We start from the raw sequence: 18,577 nt of genomic DNA, 5'->3' as shown, positions 1-18,577 counted from the left end.
GCCTCAGTCGACGTCGGCGTTCTCCAGCGTCCTCGTGACGTCGACGAAGCCCTTCTTGGCCGCCGCCAGCCGGCCCTGCTTCACGGTCTGCAGGGTCACGTGGGCATTGACCAGGCGCGGGAAGCCGATCGAGGCGAGCTGGTCGGTGAACCCCCAGCGCAGGGTGGGCGTGAGCCCGCCCGTGTCGATCCGCAGGCCGTCGTCGAGGGCGCTGGTGACGGTGTCGGCGGTCACCGCGCCGCCGCCCAGCGACTCCACGGCCTTCTTGAACACGGTGTAGGCGATCCAGGTGGTCTGCACGCCCGTGTCCGCGGGATCGATCCGGGTGTCGGAGAAGGCGCTCTCGCTGATCACCTTCTTCATCGAGTCCCAGCGCGGGTCGCTCGCCACCGGGTACCAACCGGTGACGTACGCCCCCTCGAAGGCGCTGGACGCGCCGCCGGTGGAGTTGATGACCGTCTGGTCGACGCTGCCGAGGACGGTGGCGGTGCTCACGTCGGGGTGGTCCTCGCGGGCGCGCCGGAAGGAGTCCATGAAGGTGCCGGTGCGGTCGCCGAGGGCGGGGACCACGCACCCGCCGTCGCCCTTGCCGGCCTGTCCGGTCCCGCTCGTCGCGGTCACCTCCTCCAGGGCGGCGTCGGCCTGGGCCGAGTACTCGGTGGCGTCCTCCGCGGCCAGCTGGTCCACGGCCTTGTCGTGGCCGCCCGCCGTGAGGCCGGCGTCGAGCATGGCGGGCAGGGTGTCGCCCGCGATGGTGTCGGGGCGCACGAGGGCGACGCGGCCGCAGTCCGCGGCGAGTTCCTTGCCGAGGCCGGCCAGCAGGGCCGGCTGGCCGCCGTTCACGGGGTAGGAGAGCGGGCTGGTGAACTCGGCGTCGGTGACGCCGTAGCCGCCGATGTAGGGGATGCCGGCGCCCTCCAGGTGCGGGAGGAAGGAGTCGGAGCGCTGGCTGTAGGAGCCGATGACGGCGACCGCCCCCGCCTTCACGGCCTGCCGGGCGCACTTCGCGGCGTCCACGCCGTTGTTGTGGTCGTTGCAGGTGAGGACCTCGAGCTTGCGGCCGTTCAGCCCGCCGTTGGCGTTGACCCACCGCGCGTAGGCGCGGGCGAAGGCGGGCATGCCGGGCTTGTTGGTGGCCGCGGTGCCCTCGGGCGCCCAGGTCATGACGACGATCGAGCCGTCCTCGGAGCCCCCCGTGGCACCGGGGACGAGCCCGCAGCCGGCGGCGAGCGACGCACACGCCACGAGGGCGCCCGCCGACCGGACGGTGGTGGTGAAAGACCTGGTGGGGCGGAGGAACCTGAGGAGGAAGGTGCTTCGCGTGCGTTGCCTGCCGGTCATGTTTCCGCACGATTCCGCCACACGGCCAACCTCGGAGTGACCCACGGTCAACGGGGAGTGACGGGGAGGTGAATTGCGGGGGCCGACGCCGCCCGCGGGGCGGGGAAACGTACGATCGATGACCGTGCAAGGTTCGGAGAACTCTTCCCGTCGCGGCCGTCGCTCCTCCACCATGGGCGGCATGCCACTCAACGACATGCCGTGGTGGCGCTGGCGCAGCAATGTGCGCTCCGCGCTGCACATGCTCTCCGACCCGGTGTTCCAGCGGGACGTCTGGCTGGCCGGCGTGGACGGGTACGGTGACGTCACCGACGCCGTGTACCGCCTGGTCGAGGACACCTGGCTCGACAACTGGTCCGCCGAGAAGTACGTCGGCACGATCTTCCGCGACTCGCAGGAGGCGGCGCTCGTCGACACCGCCGTACTGCGCGTCCTGCGGATCATGCACCAGGTCGGGCCGGACGCCCCGGTCTCCGCCTACGTCGAGCACGAGGGCTGGCCGGACGCGGTCCGGGCGGCGCGCGACGCCCACGTGCGCATGGCGGTGGCCGACGGCGAGGAGCCGGACGCCCCGCCGCGCACGCTCGAGGTGCTGCGGATCATGACGCGGACGGCGTGACGGACGGGATTCCGCCCTGCGGACGGATTTCCTGCGGGTGCGACCTGTCATGAGACCCTGTGCTGCATGAGTGAGCAGTCCACCCGCGCCACGGCGAGCCTCGCCGACCAGTACGTCCTCACGCTGTCCTGCCCCGACAAGCAGGGCATCGTGCACGCCGTGTCCAGCTACCTGTTCATGACCGGCTGCAACATCGAGGACAGTCAGCAGTTCGGCGACCACGACACGGGACTGTTCTTCATGCGCGTCCACTTCTCGGCGGAGTCGCCGGTGACCGTGGACAAGCTGCGGGCGAGCTTCGCGGCGATCGGCGACGCCTTCCACATGGACTGGCAGATCAACCGGGCCGACGAGAAGATGCGCATCGTCCTGATGGTCAGCAGGTTCGGCCACTGCCTGAACGACCTGCTGTTCCGCGCCCGGACCGGCGCGCTGCCGGTGGAGATCGCGGCCGTGGTGTCCAACCACACCGACTTCGCCGAGCTGGTGGGTTCGTACGGCATCCCCTTCCACCACATCGCGGTGACGAAGGAGAACAAGGCCGAGGCGGAGGCGCGGCTGCTGGAGATCGTCCGTGCGGAGGGCGTCGAGCTGGTCGTGCTGGCCCGCTACATGCAGGTCCTCTCGGACGACCTGTGCAAGCAGCTCAGCGGGAGGATCATCAACATCCACCACTCGTTCCTGCCGAGCTTCAAGGGCGCGAAGCCGTACCACCAGGCGCACACGCGGGGCGTGAAGCTGATCGGCGCGACGGCCCACTACGTGACGGCCGACCTCGACGAGGGACCGATCATCGAGCAGGAGGTCGAGCGGGTCGGGCACGACGTCACGCCGGACCAGCTCGTGGCCGTCGGGCGGGACGTGGAGTGCCAGGCGCTGGCACGGGCCGTGAAGTGGCACGCGGAGCGCCGGATCCTGCTGAACGGGCGGCGGACGGTCGTCTTCGCGTAGGTCGCTGTGCCGCCGCTGCGCTGAGCTGTGCCGCCGCCGGGCTCCGCTTCCGCCCCGGGTGGGCTCCCGGCTCCTACATCCGGCTCAGGGACGCCGCCGCGGACAGGACGTCGCGGATGGCCGCCCGGTCGCCCAGCTGGCCGGCCGCCGCCTCCTCCGGGGAGACGTGGCCCGCCGCGAGCCGGCAGAACTCCACGTCGTCCAGGGCGACATGGGCCACCTCGTGGTCGGCGGAGCCCACCGCGGCCGGGGAGTCGAGCGGGATGAACCACTCGCCGCCGCCCCGTCCCTCGATCTCCAGCCGCAGGCTGCGGCCCGGACGGCCGGCGGTCACCAGGTGCCTGTGGTCGCCCGGTCCGGCCAGTCCCGCGCGGCGGCGTTCGGCGAGGACGGTCGGCAGCATCCGGGCGGCGAGGTCGACCATGCCGCGCAGGTGGCGCGGCGCGGGCGGGTCGTAGGGGTAGTCGACGGCCTCGGCGATGTCCACGGCGTGCACCCAGCATTCGAAGGCCCGGTCCACCAGCGCGTCCCGCAGAGGCAGTTCGAAGTCGCCGTACGACACCGCGACGGTGCCGGGGTCCTCGCCGCGTTCGGCTTCGCCGGTGCGGGAGGTGCCCCCGTCGCCGAAGGACACCGTGCGGACGACGGCGTGGGCCTGTTCCCGCCAGGGGCCGCGCACGGACCGGGTCGGCGGGAGGCGCGAGGCTTCCCAGAACGCCTCCGTCCGCTCCGCGGGCGTGCCGGCCGGCTTGACCGCGGAGCCGCCCGTGGCCGGGCCCAGCGGATCGTCGAGTCCCAGGGCGACGGCGACCAGCCCGTCCACCGCGAGCAGGTGGGCGATGACCCCGGCGACGGTCGTGCGGCGGCTGGTGGCGTCCTGGCCGCGGAACCAGCGCAGCCGCACGGGTGCGTGCCATTCCGCGTCCCCGAAGTCCTGGAGCAGCGCGTCCAGCCGGGCGGTCTCCGCGTCGTACGCCGTCGCCCAGTCGGGCACCGGGACGCGCGGCGGACGCCGGTCCAGGCAGCTCTCCAGGACGCGGGTGCGCAGGCCCGGATCCAGGTCGAGGCTGTCGGGGCGCTGGAGCAGGCCGACCGCCTCGCGCAGCCGTCGTGCCTCGTCGGCGCAGGCCCCGCAGTCGCCGAGGTGGTCCTCGACGGCGGCGGTCTCCTCGGCCGAGCAGGCGGCCAGCGCCCAGGCTCCCAACAGCGCCTTCAGCACCGGGTGTTCCAGGCGCGGCGGTGCCGGAGCGGCGGGTGCCGGAGCGGGCCGCGGGAGGCCGCCGTCCGCCACGGAGGCCCGCGGGAGCGGGAGGCGGCTGGCTCCGGTGTGCTCGGGGAGCCGGTCCTCGGTCATGCCGCACCCCCGTAGCGTCCGGGCGGGGCGCCGGGGGCGGCGGCGTCGTGGGCCGTGGAGAGCAGTTGCAGGCCGAGGCGGAGGCGCCGACGCGCCTCGTCCTCGGTGACGCCGAGGTCGGCGGCGGTCTGGCGGTAGTCGCGGCGCTGGAAGTACGCCAGCTCCAGGGCGGCGCGCAGCGGGGCCGGCATCGACTGGACGATGTAGTCGGCGCGGGCGGCGACCGAAGCGTGACGCACCTTGTGCTCCAGCTCCTCGGTGCTGCCGGAGCCGTCCGGCGCGAGCGCCGCGGTCTCCGTGGCGCGCAGCCGCTGCACCGCCAGGTGGTGGGTCAGGTCGGCGACCCAGGTGCGCAGGGGGCCCTGCCGGGGGTCGTAGGAGTCCGGGTGCTCCCACACGTGCGCGAAGACCTCGTGGGTGACGCCGTCGGCGGCCCGCTCGTCCTCCAGCACGCGGTGGGCCAGGCCGTGCACGAGCGAAGCGAACCGGTCGTACAGCTCACCGAGGGCGGCGGCCTCCCCGCGCGCGAGACGCTGCTGCATCCTGCGGTCCCAGCGGGGCGGTGCGTCCTTCTTCGCCATGCGGCCCCCTCGGTCCTGCCCGTGCCCGGCGCCCCCGCCGGGACCTGTCCCTGTCCAGCCTGAGTGCATCGTCTCCTCGAATGTAGTCGGCACGTCCGGCGACGCACGCCCCTTTGGCGCAATGTGCGCCCCCTGCGCTTCGGAGGGTGGTAAAGGCATGCTCCGGGCGCGCCTACCCGACTTGCCGGTGATCAGGCTGGATCGGTGTTGATTGAGTCTTGTTCTTATGAGATCGAACAGGACTGATAGCGATCGGAACAAGCCGCTTTCTCGAATTGGTTGTTTTTTGCTCGCAGTTTCGGGGAACGGCCGCTGGGCAGCCGCGCTGCGAGGGAGCGAAGGGACGGCTTCCGTTCGGGCGGACGAAGGGCGTGTGGGTGGCTTTCAAAGTGACCGTCGGCGAACGGAGCGGATGGGCCGTGCTCCGGGTGTCGGGCGAACTGGACCTGGTGACGTCCCCGTTGCTGCGTCAACGGGTGCACGACGAAGTGGCCGAGGGCCACCACAGCCTCGTCCTGGACCTCTCCGAGGTGCATTTCTGCGACTCCAGCGGAGTCGGCGTCCTCATCGCCTCCCGGCGGCTGATCCGCTCCTGCCGGGGCCGCCTGCGGCTGATCCTGCCGGCGCGCGGCGCGGTCGAGGACTCCCACGTCAACCGGGTCCTCGGCGCGCTGGGGGTGCGCCGGCTGTTCGACGTGTACGGCGATGTCGCCGAGGCCGTGGACGGCACCGAGCCACTGTCCGCCTGAGGTCCGGCCCAGGGTCCGGCCGGCTCCGCCCCGGGGCCGTCGGCGTCGTACGCTCCCCTGCGGAGAGTTCACCCACACCCGACGCGATGACGTGAGGCGGCCCACAGACATGGTGAGCAGCGAGTACGAACGCAGGATCGCCGACCGGTTCGCCACCTTCGACCAGGACGGCAACGGCTACATCGACCGCGAGGACTTCGCCTCCGCCGCGAAGGCCGTACTCGCCGAGTTCGGAGTGCCGGCCCGGTCCGACCGGGGGCAGGCGCTGTACGCCGGTGCCGAGGCGTTCTGGCAGGGCATGGCCGGGATGGCCGACCGCGACGGGGATCAGCGCATCACCCGCCACGAGTTCGTGGGCGGGGCGGTCAAACGGCTCCGTGACAATCCCGAGCGGTTCGCCGAGATCGCCCGGCCGTTCCTGCACGCGGCGCTCGCCGTCGCGGACGGGGACGGGGACGGGCGGACCACGGTCGACGACACGGTGCGGGTGCTGAGGGCGCTCGGTGCCGGTGAGGAGGCGGCCCGGGGGGCCGCGGGTGTGCTGGACGCCGACGCGGACGGGAAGGTGGGAGAGGCGGAGGTCGTACCGGCGTTCGCCCGCTACTTCACCGTGCCGGAGTAGGCGGCCGCGGCGGTGCCGCGCCCCGGACCCCGTCCTTTCCCGCGCACCCGCCCGCCTGCCCGGCTCGGCGAGTTGAGAGGTCCCGTCGCGGGGCTGCCCCCGCACCCCTCTCCAGGCCTGTCGCCGCCCCCCTCGCCGCGGCCGGGCGGCTCGGTGGCGCCACGCGCGCGCGTGCGGGCCGGCCCTGCATCACGCGCGCGTGCGGCCCGGCCGTGCAACACGCCCGGGCGCGGGAGCAGTTCGGACAGTCGATCGGGGCCTTCCGGGCCGTCGGACAGCTGTGCGCGGATCCGCCGGTGCGGGTGGGGGCGGCGCGGGCTGCCGTCCACACAGCCGTCCGCACCGTCGGCCCCGCCGGCATCGCGACGGCCCGGCTCCGCGCCGACGAGGCCGCCGTGCGTGGCGTGCGCGACCGTCTCCAGGTGTGCGGCGGGACGGGATTCACCTGCTGCTGAGGCGGAACCGGGTGTGTGCGTGACGTGTGGGATGCGGTACGCAGAGTGAGGGATTGCCGGTGTGCGGCCTGCCGTCCGGGACGGCTCGTGAAGGCGTCGGCCTGCGGTGACGGGCGTCGGCCGGGATTCGTGTCGCTGATCGTGGCACGGAGTGTTCACGGAGCGTGAGTTGTGGTTGTGGCCGAGGCGTGACCCGTCACGGGCTGGAGTCGGGGGGTCGCTCCGGTACCTTCTGTGTGATGCGAGTGGCTACGAGCGTGAGCCGTGCCGGTGGTGCCCCCCGGGCAGTGCCGGATCCGACGGTGCGCGTGCCTGCTCGCAGGCCGGACGGGCGCGGGATCGCGGCCTGTTCGACTCTCCGCGACAAGCGTCGCACAGTATGCCGCACGCGTACTCCTTCGCGCTGGAATATGCCCGAAGCGCTTGTTGAGGTGACTGTATGTCAACCAAGCTGTCTCGTAAGGGAATCACGTTCCGTCACTCCGCCTCTGGCTGTTGTTCTGGCCATGCGGAAAATGGCTACGATCGTGGCCCTCGTCGTCATGGTGCTCGCGTGGCTTGCGTGGCTCACGTGGCGCGCGGCCATGTGTCCGCCGGTTCGGATGGTGTGAGCGGTGCAGGTGCTTCAAGTGCAGCTGGAGATCCGGCCCGACCCCGCTGAAGTGGGTCGCGCCAGGCGATGGGCCCGTTCGCGCCTCGCCGGGTCCGGGATAGGGGCCGACGAGCCGCTCGCCGAGACGCTGATCCTGCTCGTCTCCGAGCTGGTCACCAACGCCGTGGTGCACACCGGCTGTCCGGCCGTGCTGCGGCTCTCGCTGCCGGACGTCGAGGCGGGGCGGGCCACCGTCCGGCTGGAGGTGGTCGACGGCAGCAGCCGGGCGCCCGTGCCCCGCTGTGTGGGTGACGGGGCGACGGGCGGCCGTGGACTGGCCCTCGTGGACGGCCTCGCGGACCGCTGGGGCTGGAGCGTCGAGGGTCCCGGCAAGCGCGTCTGGTGCGAACTCGACCGCTGCGCGCTGCCGCTGGAGGACACCGACCGCGGAAGCGCGGCGAACCGCGGCGGAGTGGTGGACCGCGGCGGAATGGCCGAGGGCGGGACCGGCGCCTTCCGTGCGCCGGCCTACGGCGGGTTCGCGTACGAAGCCGTGTGACGCGGCCGTGTCCGGGGGCCGATGCGGACTTGCGTAGACCTGCGGGCGGGACGTGACCCGGCGCGACCGGGTGCGCCCTGGCGGCGCGTCAGAGCGGGGCGGGCGGACGCGTCCCGGCGTACGGCGACGGCGCGGGCGTGGACGGAGCCGAACGGTGCGCGGGATGCGGTGCACGGGTGCAGAAAGCGCTGTCGGTCCGGCCGGGGAGGGCGGCGGTGCGCCCGGACGTGCTTCCGTGCGCGCCCAGTTCAAATCGGACGTAAGTCACAAATTGCCGATCGGGTGTTGACGTCGGGTGTCCGTTTGATCACGCTTGTGGGCAGCGATTCGCCGCGAGGGGACGACGAGGGTTCCGGTGACGGGAGCCCTCGCCGAGTGTGGGTCGTGATTCGGCGTCGGGTCGCTCAGGGCCGGGGAGACCGGGGCGGGTACGCCGAGTCGGATGGTGGTGCGCGGTGCCGTGCTCGGGGCGGCACGGGGGTACCTCCCGCTCGAGCGCGGTCGAGAGCGGGGGCGGCGCGCCGCCATCCGGCGTGCACTCGGGGGCGGTTGACCGCCGGGTGTCCCGGGTGTCCGTCAGGGACCGCCTCCGGCGTCACCGGAACGCCGGGGCGCCGGGGATGCCGGAGGCGACTCGGGCCTCGCGGGGAGCGGGGAGGTGCATCGCCCTTCTTGTCCACAACCTGTGGACAACTGTTCGGGATTTCGGTTCCGGCCCTGCGCGGTGCCCGTCTCCACCGGATCCCGGGCTGCCGCCACGGGGCGTCCTCACGTTCTGACGGCGCCGCTCTCCGTCCGGAAGGTCCGCCGGTACGCCGTCGGTGTCACCCCGAGCGCCGCCTGCAGGTGCTGGCGCATCGACTGGGCGGTGCCGAAGCCGGCGTCCCGGGCGACCTGGTCGACGGAGAGGCCGGTGGACTCCAGCAGGTGCCGGGCGCGTTCGACGCGCTGCCGGGTGAGCCACTGGCCGGGACTGACCCCGACCTCCTCGCGGAAGCGGCGGGTGAACGTCCGTACCGACATGGCCTCCCGGGCGGCCATGTCCCGCAGCTGGATGGGCTCGTGGAGGCGGCCGAGCGCCCACGCGCGCGCCGCGGTCGTCCCGGACAGCTGCGGATCGGGCACCGGCCGCTCGATGTACTGCGCCTGCCCGCCGTCGCGGTGCGGCGGTACGACCGTACGGCGGGCGACCTCGTTGGCGACGGCCGTGCCGTGGTCGCGGCGCACCATGTGCAGGCACAGGTCGATGCCGGCGGCGACGCCCGCCGAGGTCAGGACGTCGCCGTCGTCGATGAAGAGGACGTCGGGGTCGACCCTGACGTCGGGGAACAGGCGCTGGAACCGGGCGGCGTCGGCCCAGTGCGTGGTCGCGGGGCGGCCGTCGAGGACGCCGGCGGCGGCCAGGACGTACACGCCGGTGCAGATGGAGGCGAGGCGGGTGCCGGGGCGGATGCGGGCGAGCGCGGTGGCGAGGTCGTCGGTCAGGACGCCCTCCTCGAAGACCGGGCCGAGTTCGTACGACGCCGGGACGATCACGGTGTCGGCGGTGGCCAGCGCCTCCGGTCCGTGCGCGACCTGGACGGCGAAGTCGGCGTCCGTCTCGACCGGCCCCGGCGGCCGGACCGAGCAGGTGACGACCTCGTACAGGTGTCGTCCCCCGGGGTCCTTGGGGCGGCCGAAGATGCGGTGCGGGATGCCCAGTTCGAAGGGGAGCAGGCCGTCGAGGGCGAGGACGACGACGCGGTGCGGGCGGAAGCCCGAGGAGGGGCTCATGGCCCGATCCTAGCGAACATCGGCCTTCGGGCCACTCGCTCCGGGTGGTCGCGGACCCGAAGCTCTATGACGTGACTCAGACAGACATGACCGGGACCGGGGCGACCGGGGCCGGGTCGACCGGGGCCGAGGTGAACAGGGTCGGGGTGAACAAGGTCGAGATGGCCGGGGCGACCGGGGCCGAGGCGACCAGGGCCGGGGCGACCAGGGCCGGGGCGACCGGGGCCGAGGTGAACAAGGTCGAGATGGCCGGGGGGACCGGTGCCGAGGCGGACGGGGTGCCGGACGCGGGCGTCCCCCAGGCGGTGGGGGCGGCCCCCGGCGGGGCTCCTCGTGCCGGGAGGCAGCGGCCGCGCGTCCACCGGGCGTGGTTCGTCGCCGCCGTCACCTTCGTCACGATCATCGGCGCGGCGGCCTTCCGCTCGCTGCCCGGCCTGCTCATCGATCCGCTGAACGAGGACTTCGGCTGGTCGCGCGGCACGATCGGCGCGGCCGTGTCGGTCAACCTCGCCCTCTACGGGCTCACCGCGCCCTTCGCCGCGGCACTGATGGATCGTTTCGGCATCCGCCGGGTGGTGGCCGTCGCGCTGACCGTGATCGCGCTCGGCTCCGGCCTGACGGTGTGGATGACGGCGGCCTGGCAACTGCTGCTGTGCTGGGGCCTGCTCGTGGGCCTCGGTTCGGGTTCGATGGCCCTCGCCTTCGCCGCGACGGTCACCGACCGCTGGTTCACCGAGCGCCGGGGCCTGGTCAGCGGCATCCTCACCGCGGCCTCCGCCTCCGGCCAGCTGATCTTCCTGCCGCTGCTGTCCTGGATGATCACCCGCCACGACTGGCGCCCGGCGGCGGTGACGGTCGCCCTCGCCGCCCTCGCGGTCGTCCCCTTCGTCTGGCTGCTGCTGCGCGACCATCCGGCGGACGTGGGCCAGAAGCCGTACGGGGCGACGGAGTTCGTCCCCAAGCCGGCCCCGGTGCCGGGCGCGGCGAGGCGCGCGGTCACCGTCCTGTTCTCGGCGCTGCGCACCGGCCCGTTCTGGCTGCTGGCCGGGACCTTCGCGATCTGCGGCGCCTCCACGAACGGCCTGGTCCAGACCCACTTCGTGCCGGCCGCCCACGACCACCACATGCCCGTCACGGCGGCGGCCTCCCTGCTGGCGGTGATCGGTGTGTTCGACGTGGTCGGCACGATCGCCTCCGGCTGGTTCACGGACCGCTTCGAACCGCGCCGGCTGCTGGCGGTGTACTACGCGCTCCGCGGCGTCTCGCTCCTCTTCCTGCCGATCCTGCTGGCCCCGACGGTCCACCCGCCGATGATCTTCTTCATCGTCTTCTACGGCCTCGACTGGGTCGCCACCGTCCCGCCCACCCTGGCCCTGTGCCGCGAGCACTACGGCGAGGACAGCGCCATCGTCTTCGGCTGGGTCCTGGCCTCCCACCAGATCGGTGCGGCCCTGGTCGCCTTCCTCGGCGGCGTGGCCCGCGACGCCTTCGGCTCGTACGACGTGGTCTGGTACGCCTCGGGAGCACTGTGCGCGGCGGCGGCGCTGATGGCGCTGGTGATCAGGCGCAGGCCCACGGGACCCCTCGCGCCCGCCGCGCCCGCGGTGGCCTGACGGCAGGGGGGACGGCAGGGGGGGAGGGGGGGGACGGCAGGGGGGACGGCGGGGAGCCGGCCCGCCCCCGCCCCGTCCCCTCAGCCCCGCCCCAGCCGGCGGCGCACCGCCTTCGCTATGCGTTCCGCGTCGAGGGACAGTTCGCGCAGGGTGCCGCTGATGGGGGTGGTGAAGCCGGTGAAGTAGAGGCCGGGGGCGGTGGCCGGCGTGCGGGGGCCGTGGGCGGTCGGTCTGCCCCGGGGGTCGAGGACGTCGAGGTGGCCGACCAGGTCCTCCAGGGCGCGGGCGTAGCCGGTCGCGGCGATCACGGCGTCCGGCCGGACGCGGGTGCCGTCGGCGAGGACGACCTCGCCGTCCTCGAAGCCGTCCACCGCGGCCACGACCTCGACCTTCCCCGTGCGCACCGCGTCGATCAGGCCGACGTCCTGCACCGGGATCGCCCCTTCGCGGACGCGGGTGTAGAGCCCGGTGTCCGGCCGCGGCAGCCCCTGCGCCGACAGGTCCGGCACACTGACCCCGGCCAGCAACCGGGCGACGCGGTCGACGAGCCGGACGGGCAGCCGCCGTACGAGGATGGCGCTGTACTGGGCCGGCCAGCCGGCGGTGGAGCGGCGCACGATGTGCGGGACCGTGCGCACGGCCAGCCGCACCCGCCCGGCGCCGCTCTCCACCAGGTCGACGGCGATCTCGGCACCGGTGTTGCCGGCACCGACGACGAGGACGTCCCGGCCCGCGTACGGGGCTCCGTTGCGGTAGGCGCAGGCGTGGGTCAGCTCGCCGGTGAAGGTGTCGCGGCCGGGCCAGTCGGGCAGCGCGGGGGTGTGGTTGTGACCGGTGGCGACGACGACCGCCGCGCCGGTCAGCTCGCGCCCCCCGGAGGCGTGCAGCAGCCAGCCCGTGCCGTCGGGGGTCCGCTCGACGCGGGACACCTCGACGCCGGTGACGATCTCCAGCTCGTGGTGTTCGGCGTACTTCTCCAGGTACCGCACCATGTCGTCGCGGGCGACCCACCGTCCGAAGCGGCGGGGCATCGGCAGGCCGGGCAGGGCCGAGCGGCGCCGGGTGGTGTGCAGGTGCAGCCGGTCGTAGTGCCGCCGCCAGGACGCGCCGACCCGGTCGGACTTCTCCACCACGACGGCGCGTATCCCCCGGGCGCGGAGCGCGTACGCGGTGGCGAGGCCGCCGGGGCCGCCGCCGATGACGTAGACCGGGCGGTCGGCCGTGTGCGTGGCGCCGGTCGCGGAGGGGTGCGGCTGCGGTGCGGAGTCTTCCATGAGCGCGAGCGTAATCACGCACAGCATTGATGGGTCTCGGTCAAGACCGGAATTGGTTGCGGATCGATCACGCCTGTGCGAATGGCGTGTGCGGATGGTGACGCCGGTCACCTGACGGCGGACGTGCCGCGACGCCGGGCCCGGGTGCGCGGGGGTCCGGCGTCGCGGAGGACGGCGTCGATTCTTGTGACGGGAAACGGACGCCGTCGTTCAGGGGCGGCTCGTCGGAGGCCGCAGGGGCTCGTCGGGGGCTGCCGGGAAGGGAACTACTTCCGCTTGGCCTTGCGCCCCGTCACCTTGGCGATCCACTGGATGAAGTCGCCCGGGTCGGTGTTGGCGCCGTGGCCCCGGTCCCAGTAGTAGAGGTGGTTCACGTCGTCGCCGAGGCCGTGCGCGGCGGCGGCGATGTTCGCGGAGACCGTCAGCGACGTGTCGGAGTCCTTGGTGCCCAGCCGGATCCACCAGTGCCTGCTGCGGCCGGCGTTGGGCTTGTCGACCAGGTGGTACATCGGGTTCATCAGCCGCAGCAGCTCGGGGATGTCGCCGTCGACCCGCTTGGCGGTGAGGCCGGTCGTGTCGTTCTCCTGGCCGTACGCCGTGAAGTGCCGGGCGAGCGTGGTGCCCTTGCCGAACTCGTTGTTCTCCCCGGAGGAGAGGTCGAAGGCGTCGAACGCCGGGACGTTCTTCTTGCGGGCGCCGACGTGGGTGAGGAAGTCGTCCCAGGAGAAGGAGGCCCGGCCGTTCTTCCAGGTGATGAAGGTGTTGGCGGCGAGGTAGGTCGCCCGCGCCGAGTCCGACAGGGCGGCGAGGTGGGTGGTGGCCGACGGCTCCAGGTACTGCTCGACCAGGTACTCGTCGTAGTTGCGGGCGGTGAGCGTGCCGAAGCCCCCGAGTCCCTTGAGCCTGAGGGCGGCCTGGTACTCCGCGAACCGGGCCCGCAACTCCTTCGACACCGACTGGTCGACGACCGCGCCGGCGGAGGTGGCGTTGGCGCCCCAGTTCCACTCGTAGGCGCCGTCGGCGTGCTCCAGGTCGGTGATCGGGCACCAGGCGCCGGTCGCGAAGATCGCGTCGGAGGCGTCGGCCGCGCCGATCTCCTCCAGGTAGGGCGCGTAGAGCGGGCTGTCGCCGGACGCGCCGAGCAGCGCGGACAGGGCGCCGCCCGCGCTGGTGCCGGCGGAGACGATCCGGTCGGTGTCGCCGGGGATGCGGCCCTTGTTGGCGCGGACGTACCGCACGGCGGCCTTGAGGTCGACGATCGCGGCGGGGGCGACGCCGTAGTACTCGCCAGCGGAGTTCTTGAGGGTACGGCCGCGGGCGCCGGGCTCGACGACGACGTAACCGGCGGCGAGGGCGAGCAGCTGGTTGGTGTTCAGGGCGCCGCCGGTGGCGTTGGTGTCGCCCGTCGCGTTGGAGGCGGAGGGGCTGGGCGAGGCGGTGGGGGCGGCCGAACCGCCGGGGGCGCCGCCTCCCATGGGTCCGCCGGCGGGGCCGCCGACGCCGGTGGCGTCCGCGACGGAGGACGGCATGTACCCCCCGACGGAGTTCGCGAACAGGATCGGCGCGTTGGAGGCGTCCACCGCGGTGCCGTCGATCTTCACCGGGACGCTGACGTTGAGGCTCTGGTACTTCTCGTCCACCGGCCGGGCGACGTAGGTGATCGCCTTCCAGAAGTGGTAGGTCACGGAGTGCTCGGTGCCCCCGGTGTCCGTGACGGTGGTCGTCAGCTCGGTGTAGGCGTCCGGGTCGAAGGCCAGGGAGCCCAGGGAGCCCAGGGAGCCCGAGCCGGACGAGGACGAGGTCCCGCCGGCCGACGCCTGGGCGCTGAGGGCGAGACCGCCCACCGCCGCGGCGCCGGCGGTGGCTCCGATCCCCATGACGACCGACCTGCGCTTGACTGCCCTGTGCTTCACGGTTCGACTCCCTCGCTGCGGGTGCTGGCGTGAGTGAACGTAGCCGGATCGCAGACAAAATTGCCAACAATTCGGCGCGTTTCACGGAGGATGCACAGCTTCACGGCCGGGGCACAGCTGTCTCTCATCGGACGGTCGTCGAGGGACCGGCCCTCGGGGCGGTCCCCGCCGGGGCGGGCAACGCCGATTGCGACCCCGGCCGCCGTCAGTCCCGGCCGTCAGTCCCAGCCGTCGAGGAGGCCGGCGTTGGCCTGCGCGTGGCAGATGTTGTAACCCCCGGCGGCGTGGGCCTTCTCGGTGTGGCCGTCGACCGTGACGGAGCAGTCGATGTCGCCGGAGCCCTGGAGCTGGGCGGTCACCGTGTAGTACAGCGCGTCGTCGTTCAGGGGCAGCGTCGCCGTGAACCCGCCGTCCTTCCACTTCCCCTGCCGGTTGTCGCTGTCCGAGCCGTAGGTGATGTCCAGGGGGCCCAGCGCGCCGGCGGGGGCGGTGCCCCACACCTTGAAGACGACGACCTTCGCCTTCTTCTCCTCGGCCTCGTCGGTCCTGGCCCCTTTGTCGCTGGGCTTCGCCTCGGTGGCCGGCTGTTCGCCCTTGGCGGTGGAGGCCGCGGGTGCGACGTCCGCGGAACCGCCGGACTCGTCGTCGGCGCCGCCGCTGACGGCCGTGGCGATGATGCCGACCACGGCGAACAGCCCGATGACCCCGAGGCAGCCCAGCCCGATGGCCTTGCCCCTGGACTTCTTGGGCGGCAGCGGCTGGAACGGCTGGCCGTTGTGACCGGGCGGCATCTGGGGGCCGCCCCATCCGGGCTGCCGCGGGTTCGGCTCCTGCGGGTTCGGCTGCGGGTTCTGCTGGTTCACGGGGCTCCCTGAGGCGTCTGTCGCTTGCAGGTGTGTGACCGGTGGGCATGTCGCGCGGTTGCCCCAGGACGGTGGCATTCACCCGATCGCGGTCAATGGCGACAATATGTTCGATGGGCGTCGAAGGAGACGGGCTGCTTCCGGCGTGCGTGCGGAAGCAGCCGGTGTTCAATGGCGGGATGACCGACCCCCGTGAGCGGTACGACGGCCCGCCCGCCCCCGTGCTCGACGGTCACGGCCTCCGTCTGCGGCCCTGGGACCCCGAATCCGCCGCCGACGTCGACGCGTGGCTGCGCGCGCACCTCGACCCCGAGTTCCTGCGCTGGAACACCCCGCTGCGGGCCATCACGGACACCGCCGGCGCGCGGGAGTCGCTGCTGGCGAGGACGGCGGCGGTGGAGGCCGGGACCGCGGCAGTCCTCTGTGTCACGGACGCGGCGGACGGGACGGTCCTCGGGCAGGTCGGCCTCCACGCGATCGACCGCGTCTTCGGCTGCGCCCGCGTCGGCTACTGGGTCCTGCCCGAGGCCCGCGGCCGGCGGGTGGCCACCCGGTCCCTGCGGCTGGCCGCGGACTGGTCCTTCACCCGGCTCGGCCTGCACCGGCTGGAGCTGGGCCACGCCCTCGGCCACGAGGCGTCCTGCCGGATCGCCGAGCGCTGCGGGTTCCGCCACGAGGGCACCCTGCGTGGCGCGATGTGGGAGGCCGGCCGCCGCGACGCCTGGCGGGACGTGCACGGCCACGCCCGCCTTGCGACGGACCCCGACCCCGACCCGGCCGGGCTCGGGTGACCGGACCCGGCCGACGTGGGGCGGCGACGGGGCGGCCCGCATCGCAGGAGACGTCTTCCGCCGGCGGAGCCGCATGGCCGGAGCGTCGGCGTAGTCGGAAAGATAGTTTCTCCAGGGATAGTTTCTCTGGAGAAACTATCCCTGGATGGAGTGTGCGGCATGCGTCGGTTCGTCGGGCGGGAGCGGGAGCTGCGGGTGCTGGACGCGGCGCTCGGGAAGGTCGCCGGGGGAGGCGGTTCCCAGAAGCCCGGAGAGTGCGTCCTGCTGCGCGGACGGCGTCGCGTGGGCAAGTCGAGCCTGGTCGAGGAGTTCCTGAGCCGGGCGGGCGTCCCGTACCTCTTCTTCACCGCGGCAGGGGGACCGGCCGAGGACGAGCTGGCCGAGTTGCTCGATGCGGTCGCTTCCTCCACGCTGCCGGAACGGTCCCTCTTCGCCGAGGAGGTGCCGACGCAATGGAACGCCGCGTTCCGGCTGCTGGCGGAGATCCTGCCCGACGACGGCCCCAGTGTGGTCGTGTTCGACGAGGTCCCCTACCTCATGGAGCGGATCGACGCCTTCGAAGGCATGCTGCAGCGGGCGTGGGACCGGTCGCTCAGCCGCAAGCCGGTGCTCCTGCTGCTGGTCGGCTCCGACCTGTCGATGATGGAGGCGCTCAACAGCTATGACCGGCCCTTCCACCAGCGCGGGCGCGAAATGGTCCTGGGGCCGCTCGATCCCGCCGACATCGGTGACATGCTCGCCCTGGAACCGGCAGCGGCCTTCGACGCGGCGCTGGTCACCGGTGGGCTGCCCCTGATCTGCGCCGAGTGGGCGCAGGGCGCCTCACTGTGGGAATTCCTCCGCACCTCGCTCGACAACCCCATCTCGGCCCTCCTCGTCTCCGCCGAACGCTCGATGGCTGCCGAGTTCCCTCCCCAGACGATGAGCCGGGAAGTGCTGCGTGCGATCGGCAGCGGCGAGCGCACGTTCACCAACATCGCCCGCGCGGCCGGCGGAATCGCCCACACGACCCTCACCCGGGCCACGGACCTCCTGACGGAGAAGCGCGTGGTCGCGGCCGAGCTGCCGGTCTCCCTCAGGCCGTCCAAGGAGCGCCGCTACCGGGTGGCCGATCCGTACCTGCGTTTCTGGCTGACGTTCCTCGGTCCGCACATGGCGGAGATCGAGCGCATGCGCGGCGACCTGACCCTGAGCCGGATCGAAGGGCAGTGGACGAGCTGGCGCGGCCGGGCCGTCGAGCCGCTCGTACGCGAATCGCTCGCCCGCCTGCTCCCTGACGGGGACATCCCGGCCGCCCCGGTCATCGGCGGGTACTGGACCCGCAGCAACGACGTCGAGATCGATCTGGTCGGCGCCGACCGCCGGCCGGTCGCCAAGCAGTTGTTCTTCCTCGGGTCGGTCAAGTGGCTGGAGAACTCGGCCTTCGACGGCCGTGATCTCGCCGCGCTGCACAAGCACCGGGCGGCCGTCACCGAGGAACCCGTGCCGCTGATCGCGGTTTCCCGCAGCGGCGTCGACTGCACCGGTCTCCAGGCGACGTACGGGCCGGAGGAACTGCTGGCCGCGTGGCGCCGGAACTGAGCCGGCGCCTCGTACGTCCCGTGCGAGGGTGCCGACGGTCGGCGCGTGCCCCGCTCACAGCAGGTGGTCGGCCTTCCCTGCCTTGATCCCCAGGATGAGGGCGCGGAGGGCTTCGCGGGTGTCGGTGAGGGGGGTGTCCTCCTGTCCGGCGACGGCGATGTAGGCGTTGCCGGTGGGATCGGTGCCTGTGCGGAAGCAGTTGTTGCCTTCGGCGCAGTAGGGGTCTTCCCAGATGATCTCGGTGCTCATGGTCGTCCCTCAGAGGTCGCGGGCGATGTCGAGGATGAGGTCGCGTGAGGCCGTCGGTGACAGCGCGGCGTCCTCCATCCGGTTCAGGTGCGCACGGTACTTCGTGAGTTGGGCCTCGGAGCCGATGAATTCCGGTCCGTGAGCCGAGTCCAGTTGCACGGTGTCGAGCTGCGGCACGGGGCCGTCCGCGTACAGCAGTGCGTGCCCCGCTCCGGGGAAGCCGCTGACGCTGGTGGGGATCACGCGTACTTCCACGGTGTCCCGCTCGGACTGGTCCGCGAGGTGGTGCAGTTGCGCGAGGGTCACCTCGGTGCCTCCGTAGGGCATGCGCAGCGCGGCCTCGTGGACGTAGGCGATGTAGGGCAGAGGGGTCGGTCGCTCGAAGACCTGTCGGCGAGCCATGCGGTTGGCGACGCGCAGTTCCACTTCGAGCCGGCTCATGACGGGGAGCCCGGCGGAGAAGACGGCGCGGGCGTAGTCCTCGGGCTGACCCGGTCCGCGCTGGGGCTGCGGATCGGGATGTCCGAGGACGAGGTGGAGACCGTGGAACTCGGTGGCCTGCTGCCCCTCACCGCCGATCTGCTGGTCCGGCTGGCGGGAGCGTTGGATGTCACGGTGGACCTGCATGTCGTCTCCGACGGCCACAACACACTGGTATTCGAGGAGCGTGCCGCGTAACCGCGTAACCGCGGAGCCG

At 72.8% G+C, this 18,577-nt stretch carries 18 protein-coding genes; 9 read left to right on the top strand and 9 right to left on the bottom strand.

Going from position 1 to position 18,577, the window contains the following annotated elements:
* Window positions 1-3: 3 nt before the first annotated feature.
* On the bottom strand, window positions 4-1,341 hold the full coding sequence (locus ACGFQC_RS22870) for an ABC transporter substrate-binding protein (protein WP_363086730.1): 1,338 nt from the start codon (window positions 1,339-1,341) through the stop codon (window positions 4-6).
* Between the two features lie 118 nt (window positions 1,342-1,459).
* Between ACGFQC_RS22870 and ACGFQC_RS22865 the strand changes: the two genes are divergently transcribed.
* Together ACGFQC_RS22865 and purU are read left to right on the top strand one after the other, a co-directional pair.
* Entirely contained in the window at window positions 1,460-1,960 is a 501-nt protein-coding gene (locus ACGFQC_RS22865) for a hypothetical protein (RefSeq protein ID WP_363086729.1), read from the top strand.
* Window positions 1,961-2,026: 66 nt separating this feature from the next.
* Window positions 2,027-2,911, top strand: a complete 885-nt coding sequence (purU, locus tag ACGFQC_RS22860) for a formyltetrahydrofolate deformylase (RefSeq protein ID WP_363086728.1) — start codon at window positions 2,027-2,029, stop codon at window positions 2,909-2,911.
* A 73-nt stretch (window positions 2,912-2,984) separates the two neighbouring features.
* On the opposite strand, the gene ACGFQC_RS22855 is transcribed toward purU, so the two are convergent.
* Window positions 2,985-4,265 (bottom strand): zf-HC2 domain-containing protein, encoded by a 1,281-nt coding sequence (locus ACGFQC_RS22855; protein WP_363086727.1) that lies wholly within the window; start codon window positions 4,263-4,265, stop codon window positions 2,985-2,987.
* Complete coding sequence (locus ACGFQC_RS22850) at window positions 4,262-4,846, bottom strand: sigma-70 family RNA polymerase sigma factor (protein ID WP_363086726.1); 585 nt, start codon at window positions 4,844-4,846, stop codon at window positions 4,262-4,264. The genes ACGFQC_RS22855 and ACGFQC_RS22850 overlap by 4 nt, the downstream gene beginning before the upstream one ends.
* Before the next feature lie 371 nt (window positions 4,847-5,217).
* On the opposite strand from ACGFQC_RS22850, the gene ACGFQC_RS22845 reads away from it, so the two are divergent.
* From ACGFQC_RS22845 to ACGFQC_RS22830, 4 genes are all read left to right on the top strand, one after another.
* Window positions 5,218-5,595 carry an STAS domain-containing protein gene (locus tag ACGFQC_RS22845; RefSeq protein ID WP_363086725.1) on the top strand — a complete coding sequence of 126 codons (378 nt, stop codon included), beginning with the start codon at window positions 5,218-5,220 and terminating at the stop codon, window positions 5,593-5,595.
* A 109-nt stretch (window positions 5,596-5,704) separates the two neighbouring features.
* Entirely contained in the window at window positions 5,705-6,217 is a 513-nt protein-coding gene (locus ACGFQC_RS22840; RefSeq protein ID WP_363086724.1) for an EF-hand domain-containing protein, read from the top strand.
* Between the two features lie 188 nt (window positions 6,218-6,405).
* On the top strand, window positions 6,406-6,672 hold the full coding sequence (locus ACGFQC_RS22835; RefSeq protein WP_393288583.1) for an acyl-CoA dehydrogenase family protein: 267 nt from the start codon (window positions 6,406-6,408) through the stop codon (window positions 6,670-6,672).
* A gap of 629 nt (window positions 6,673-7,301) precedes the next feature.
* Window positions 7,302-7,823 carry an ATP-binding protein gene (locus tag ACGFQC_RS22830; RefSeq protein ID WP_363086926.1) on the top strand — a complete coding sequence of 174 codons (522 nt, stop codon included), beginning with the start codon at window positions 7,302-7,304 and terminating at the stop codon, window positions 7,821-7,823.
* A gap of 768 nt (window positions 7,824-8,591) precedes the next feature.
* On the opposite strand, the gene ACGFQC_RS22825 is transcribed toward ACGFQC_RS22830, so the two are convergent.
* Complete coding sequence (locus ACGFQC_RS22825) at window positions 8,592-9,596, bottom strand: helix-turn-helix domain-containing protein (protein ID WP_363086722.1); 1,005 nt, start codon at window positions 9,594-9,596, stop codon at window positions 8,592-8,594.
* 245 nt (window positions 9,597-9,841) lie between these two features.
* Between ACGFQC_RS22825 and ACGFQC_RS22820 the strand changes: the two genes are divergently transcribed.
* A complete protein-coding gene (locus ACGFQC_RS22820) occupies window positions 9,842-11,209 on the top strand; it encodes an MFS transporter (RefSeq protein WP_393288581.1) in 1,368 nt (455 codons plus the stop codon).
* A gap of 80 nt (window positions 11,210-11,289) precedes the next feature.
* Here ACGFQC_RS22820 and ACGFQC_RS22815 read toward each other — a convergent pair whose 3' ends face one another.
* From ACGFQC_RS22815 to ACGFQC_RS22805, 3 genes are all read right to left on the bottom strand, one after another.
* Window positions 11,290-12,483 (bottom strand): NAD(P)/FAD-dependent oxidoreductase, encoded by a 1,194-nt coding sequence (locus tag ACGFQC_RS22815; protein WP_363086720.1) that lies wholly within the window; start codon window positions 12,481-12,483, stop codon window positions 11,290-11,292.
* Between the two features lie 266 nt (window positions 12,484-12,749).
* Window positions 12,750-14,360 carry a subtype B tannase gene (locus ACGFQC_RS22810; protein WP_363086925.1) on the bottom strand — a complete coding sequence of 537 codons (1,611 nt, stop codon included), beginning with the start codon at window positions 14,358-14,360 and terminating at the stop codon, window positions 12,750-12,752.
* A 254-nt stretch (window positions 14,361-14,614) separates the two neighbouring features.
* On the bottom strand, window positions 14,615-15,259 hold the full coding sequence (locus ACGFQC_RS22805; RefSeq protein WP_363086719.1) for a hypothetical protein: 645 nt from the start codon (window positions 15,257-15,259) through the stop codon (window positions 14,615-14,617).
* Window positions 15,260-15,438: 179 nt separating this feature from the next.
* Between ACGFQC_RS22805 and ACGFQC_RS22800 the strand changes: the two genes are divergently transcribed.
* Both ACGFQC_RS22800 and ACGFQC_RS22795 read left to right on the top strand, forming a co-directional pair.
* Complete coding sequence (locus ACGFQC_RS22800) at window positions 15,439-16,050, top strand: GNAT family N-acetyltransferase (RefSeq protein WP_363086718.1); 612 nt, start codon at window positions 15,439-15,441, stop codon at window positions 16,048-16,050.
* Window positions 16,051-16,209: 159 nt separating this feature from the next.
* Window positions 16,210-17,631 carry an ATP-binding protein gene (locus tag ACGFQC_RS22795; protein WP_363086717.1) on the top strand — a complete coding sequence of 474 codons (1,422 nt, stop codon included), beginning with the start codon at window positions 16,210-16,212 and terminating at the stop codon, window positions 17,629-17,631.
* Between the two features lie 54 nt (window positions 17,632-17,685).
* On the opposite strand, the gene ACGFQC_RS22790 is transcribed toward ACGFQC_RS22795, so the two are convergent.
* Window positions 17,686-17,880, bottom strand: coding sequence for a hypothetical protein (locus ACGFQC_RS22790; RefSeq protein WP_363086716.1), 195 nt, complete (start codon window positions 17,878-17,880; stop codon window positions 17,686-17,688).
* 9 nt (window positions 17,881-17,889) lie between these two features.
* Entirely contained in the window at window positions 17,890-18,507 is a 618-nt protein-coding gene (locus tag ACGFQC_RS22785) for a DUF5753 domain-containing protein (RefSeq protein ID WP_363086715.1), read from the bottom strand.
* Between the last annotated feature and the right edge of the window lie 70 nt (window positions 18,508-18,577).

Origin of the sequence: Streptomyces sp. NPDC048734, from assembly GCF_043198675.1 — a bacterium.
Taxonomy (GTDB): Bacteria; Actinomycetota; Actinomycetes; order Streptomycetales; family Streptomycetaceae; genus Streptomyces.
This window is presented reverse-complemented; position numbering and strand designations above follow the sequence as displayed.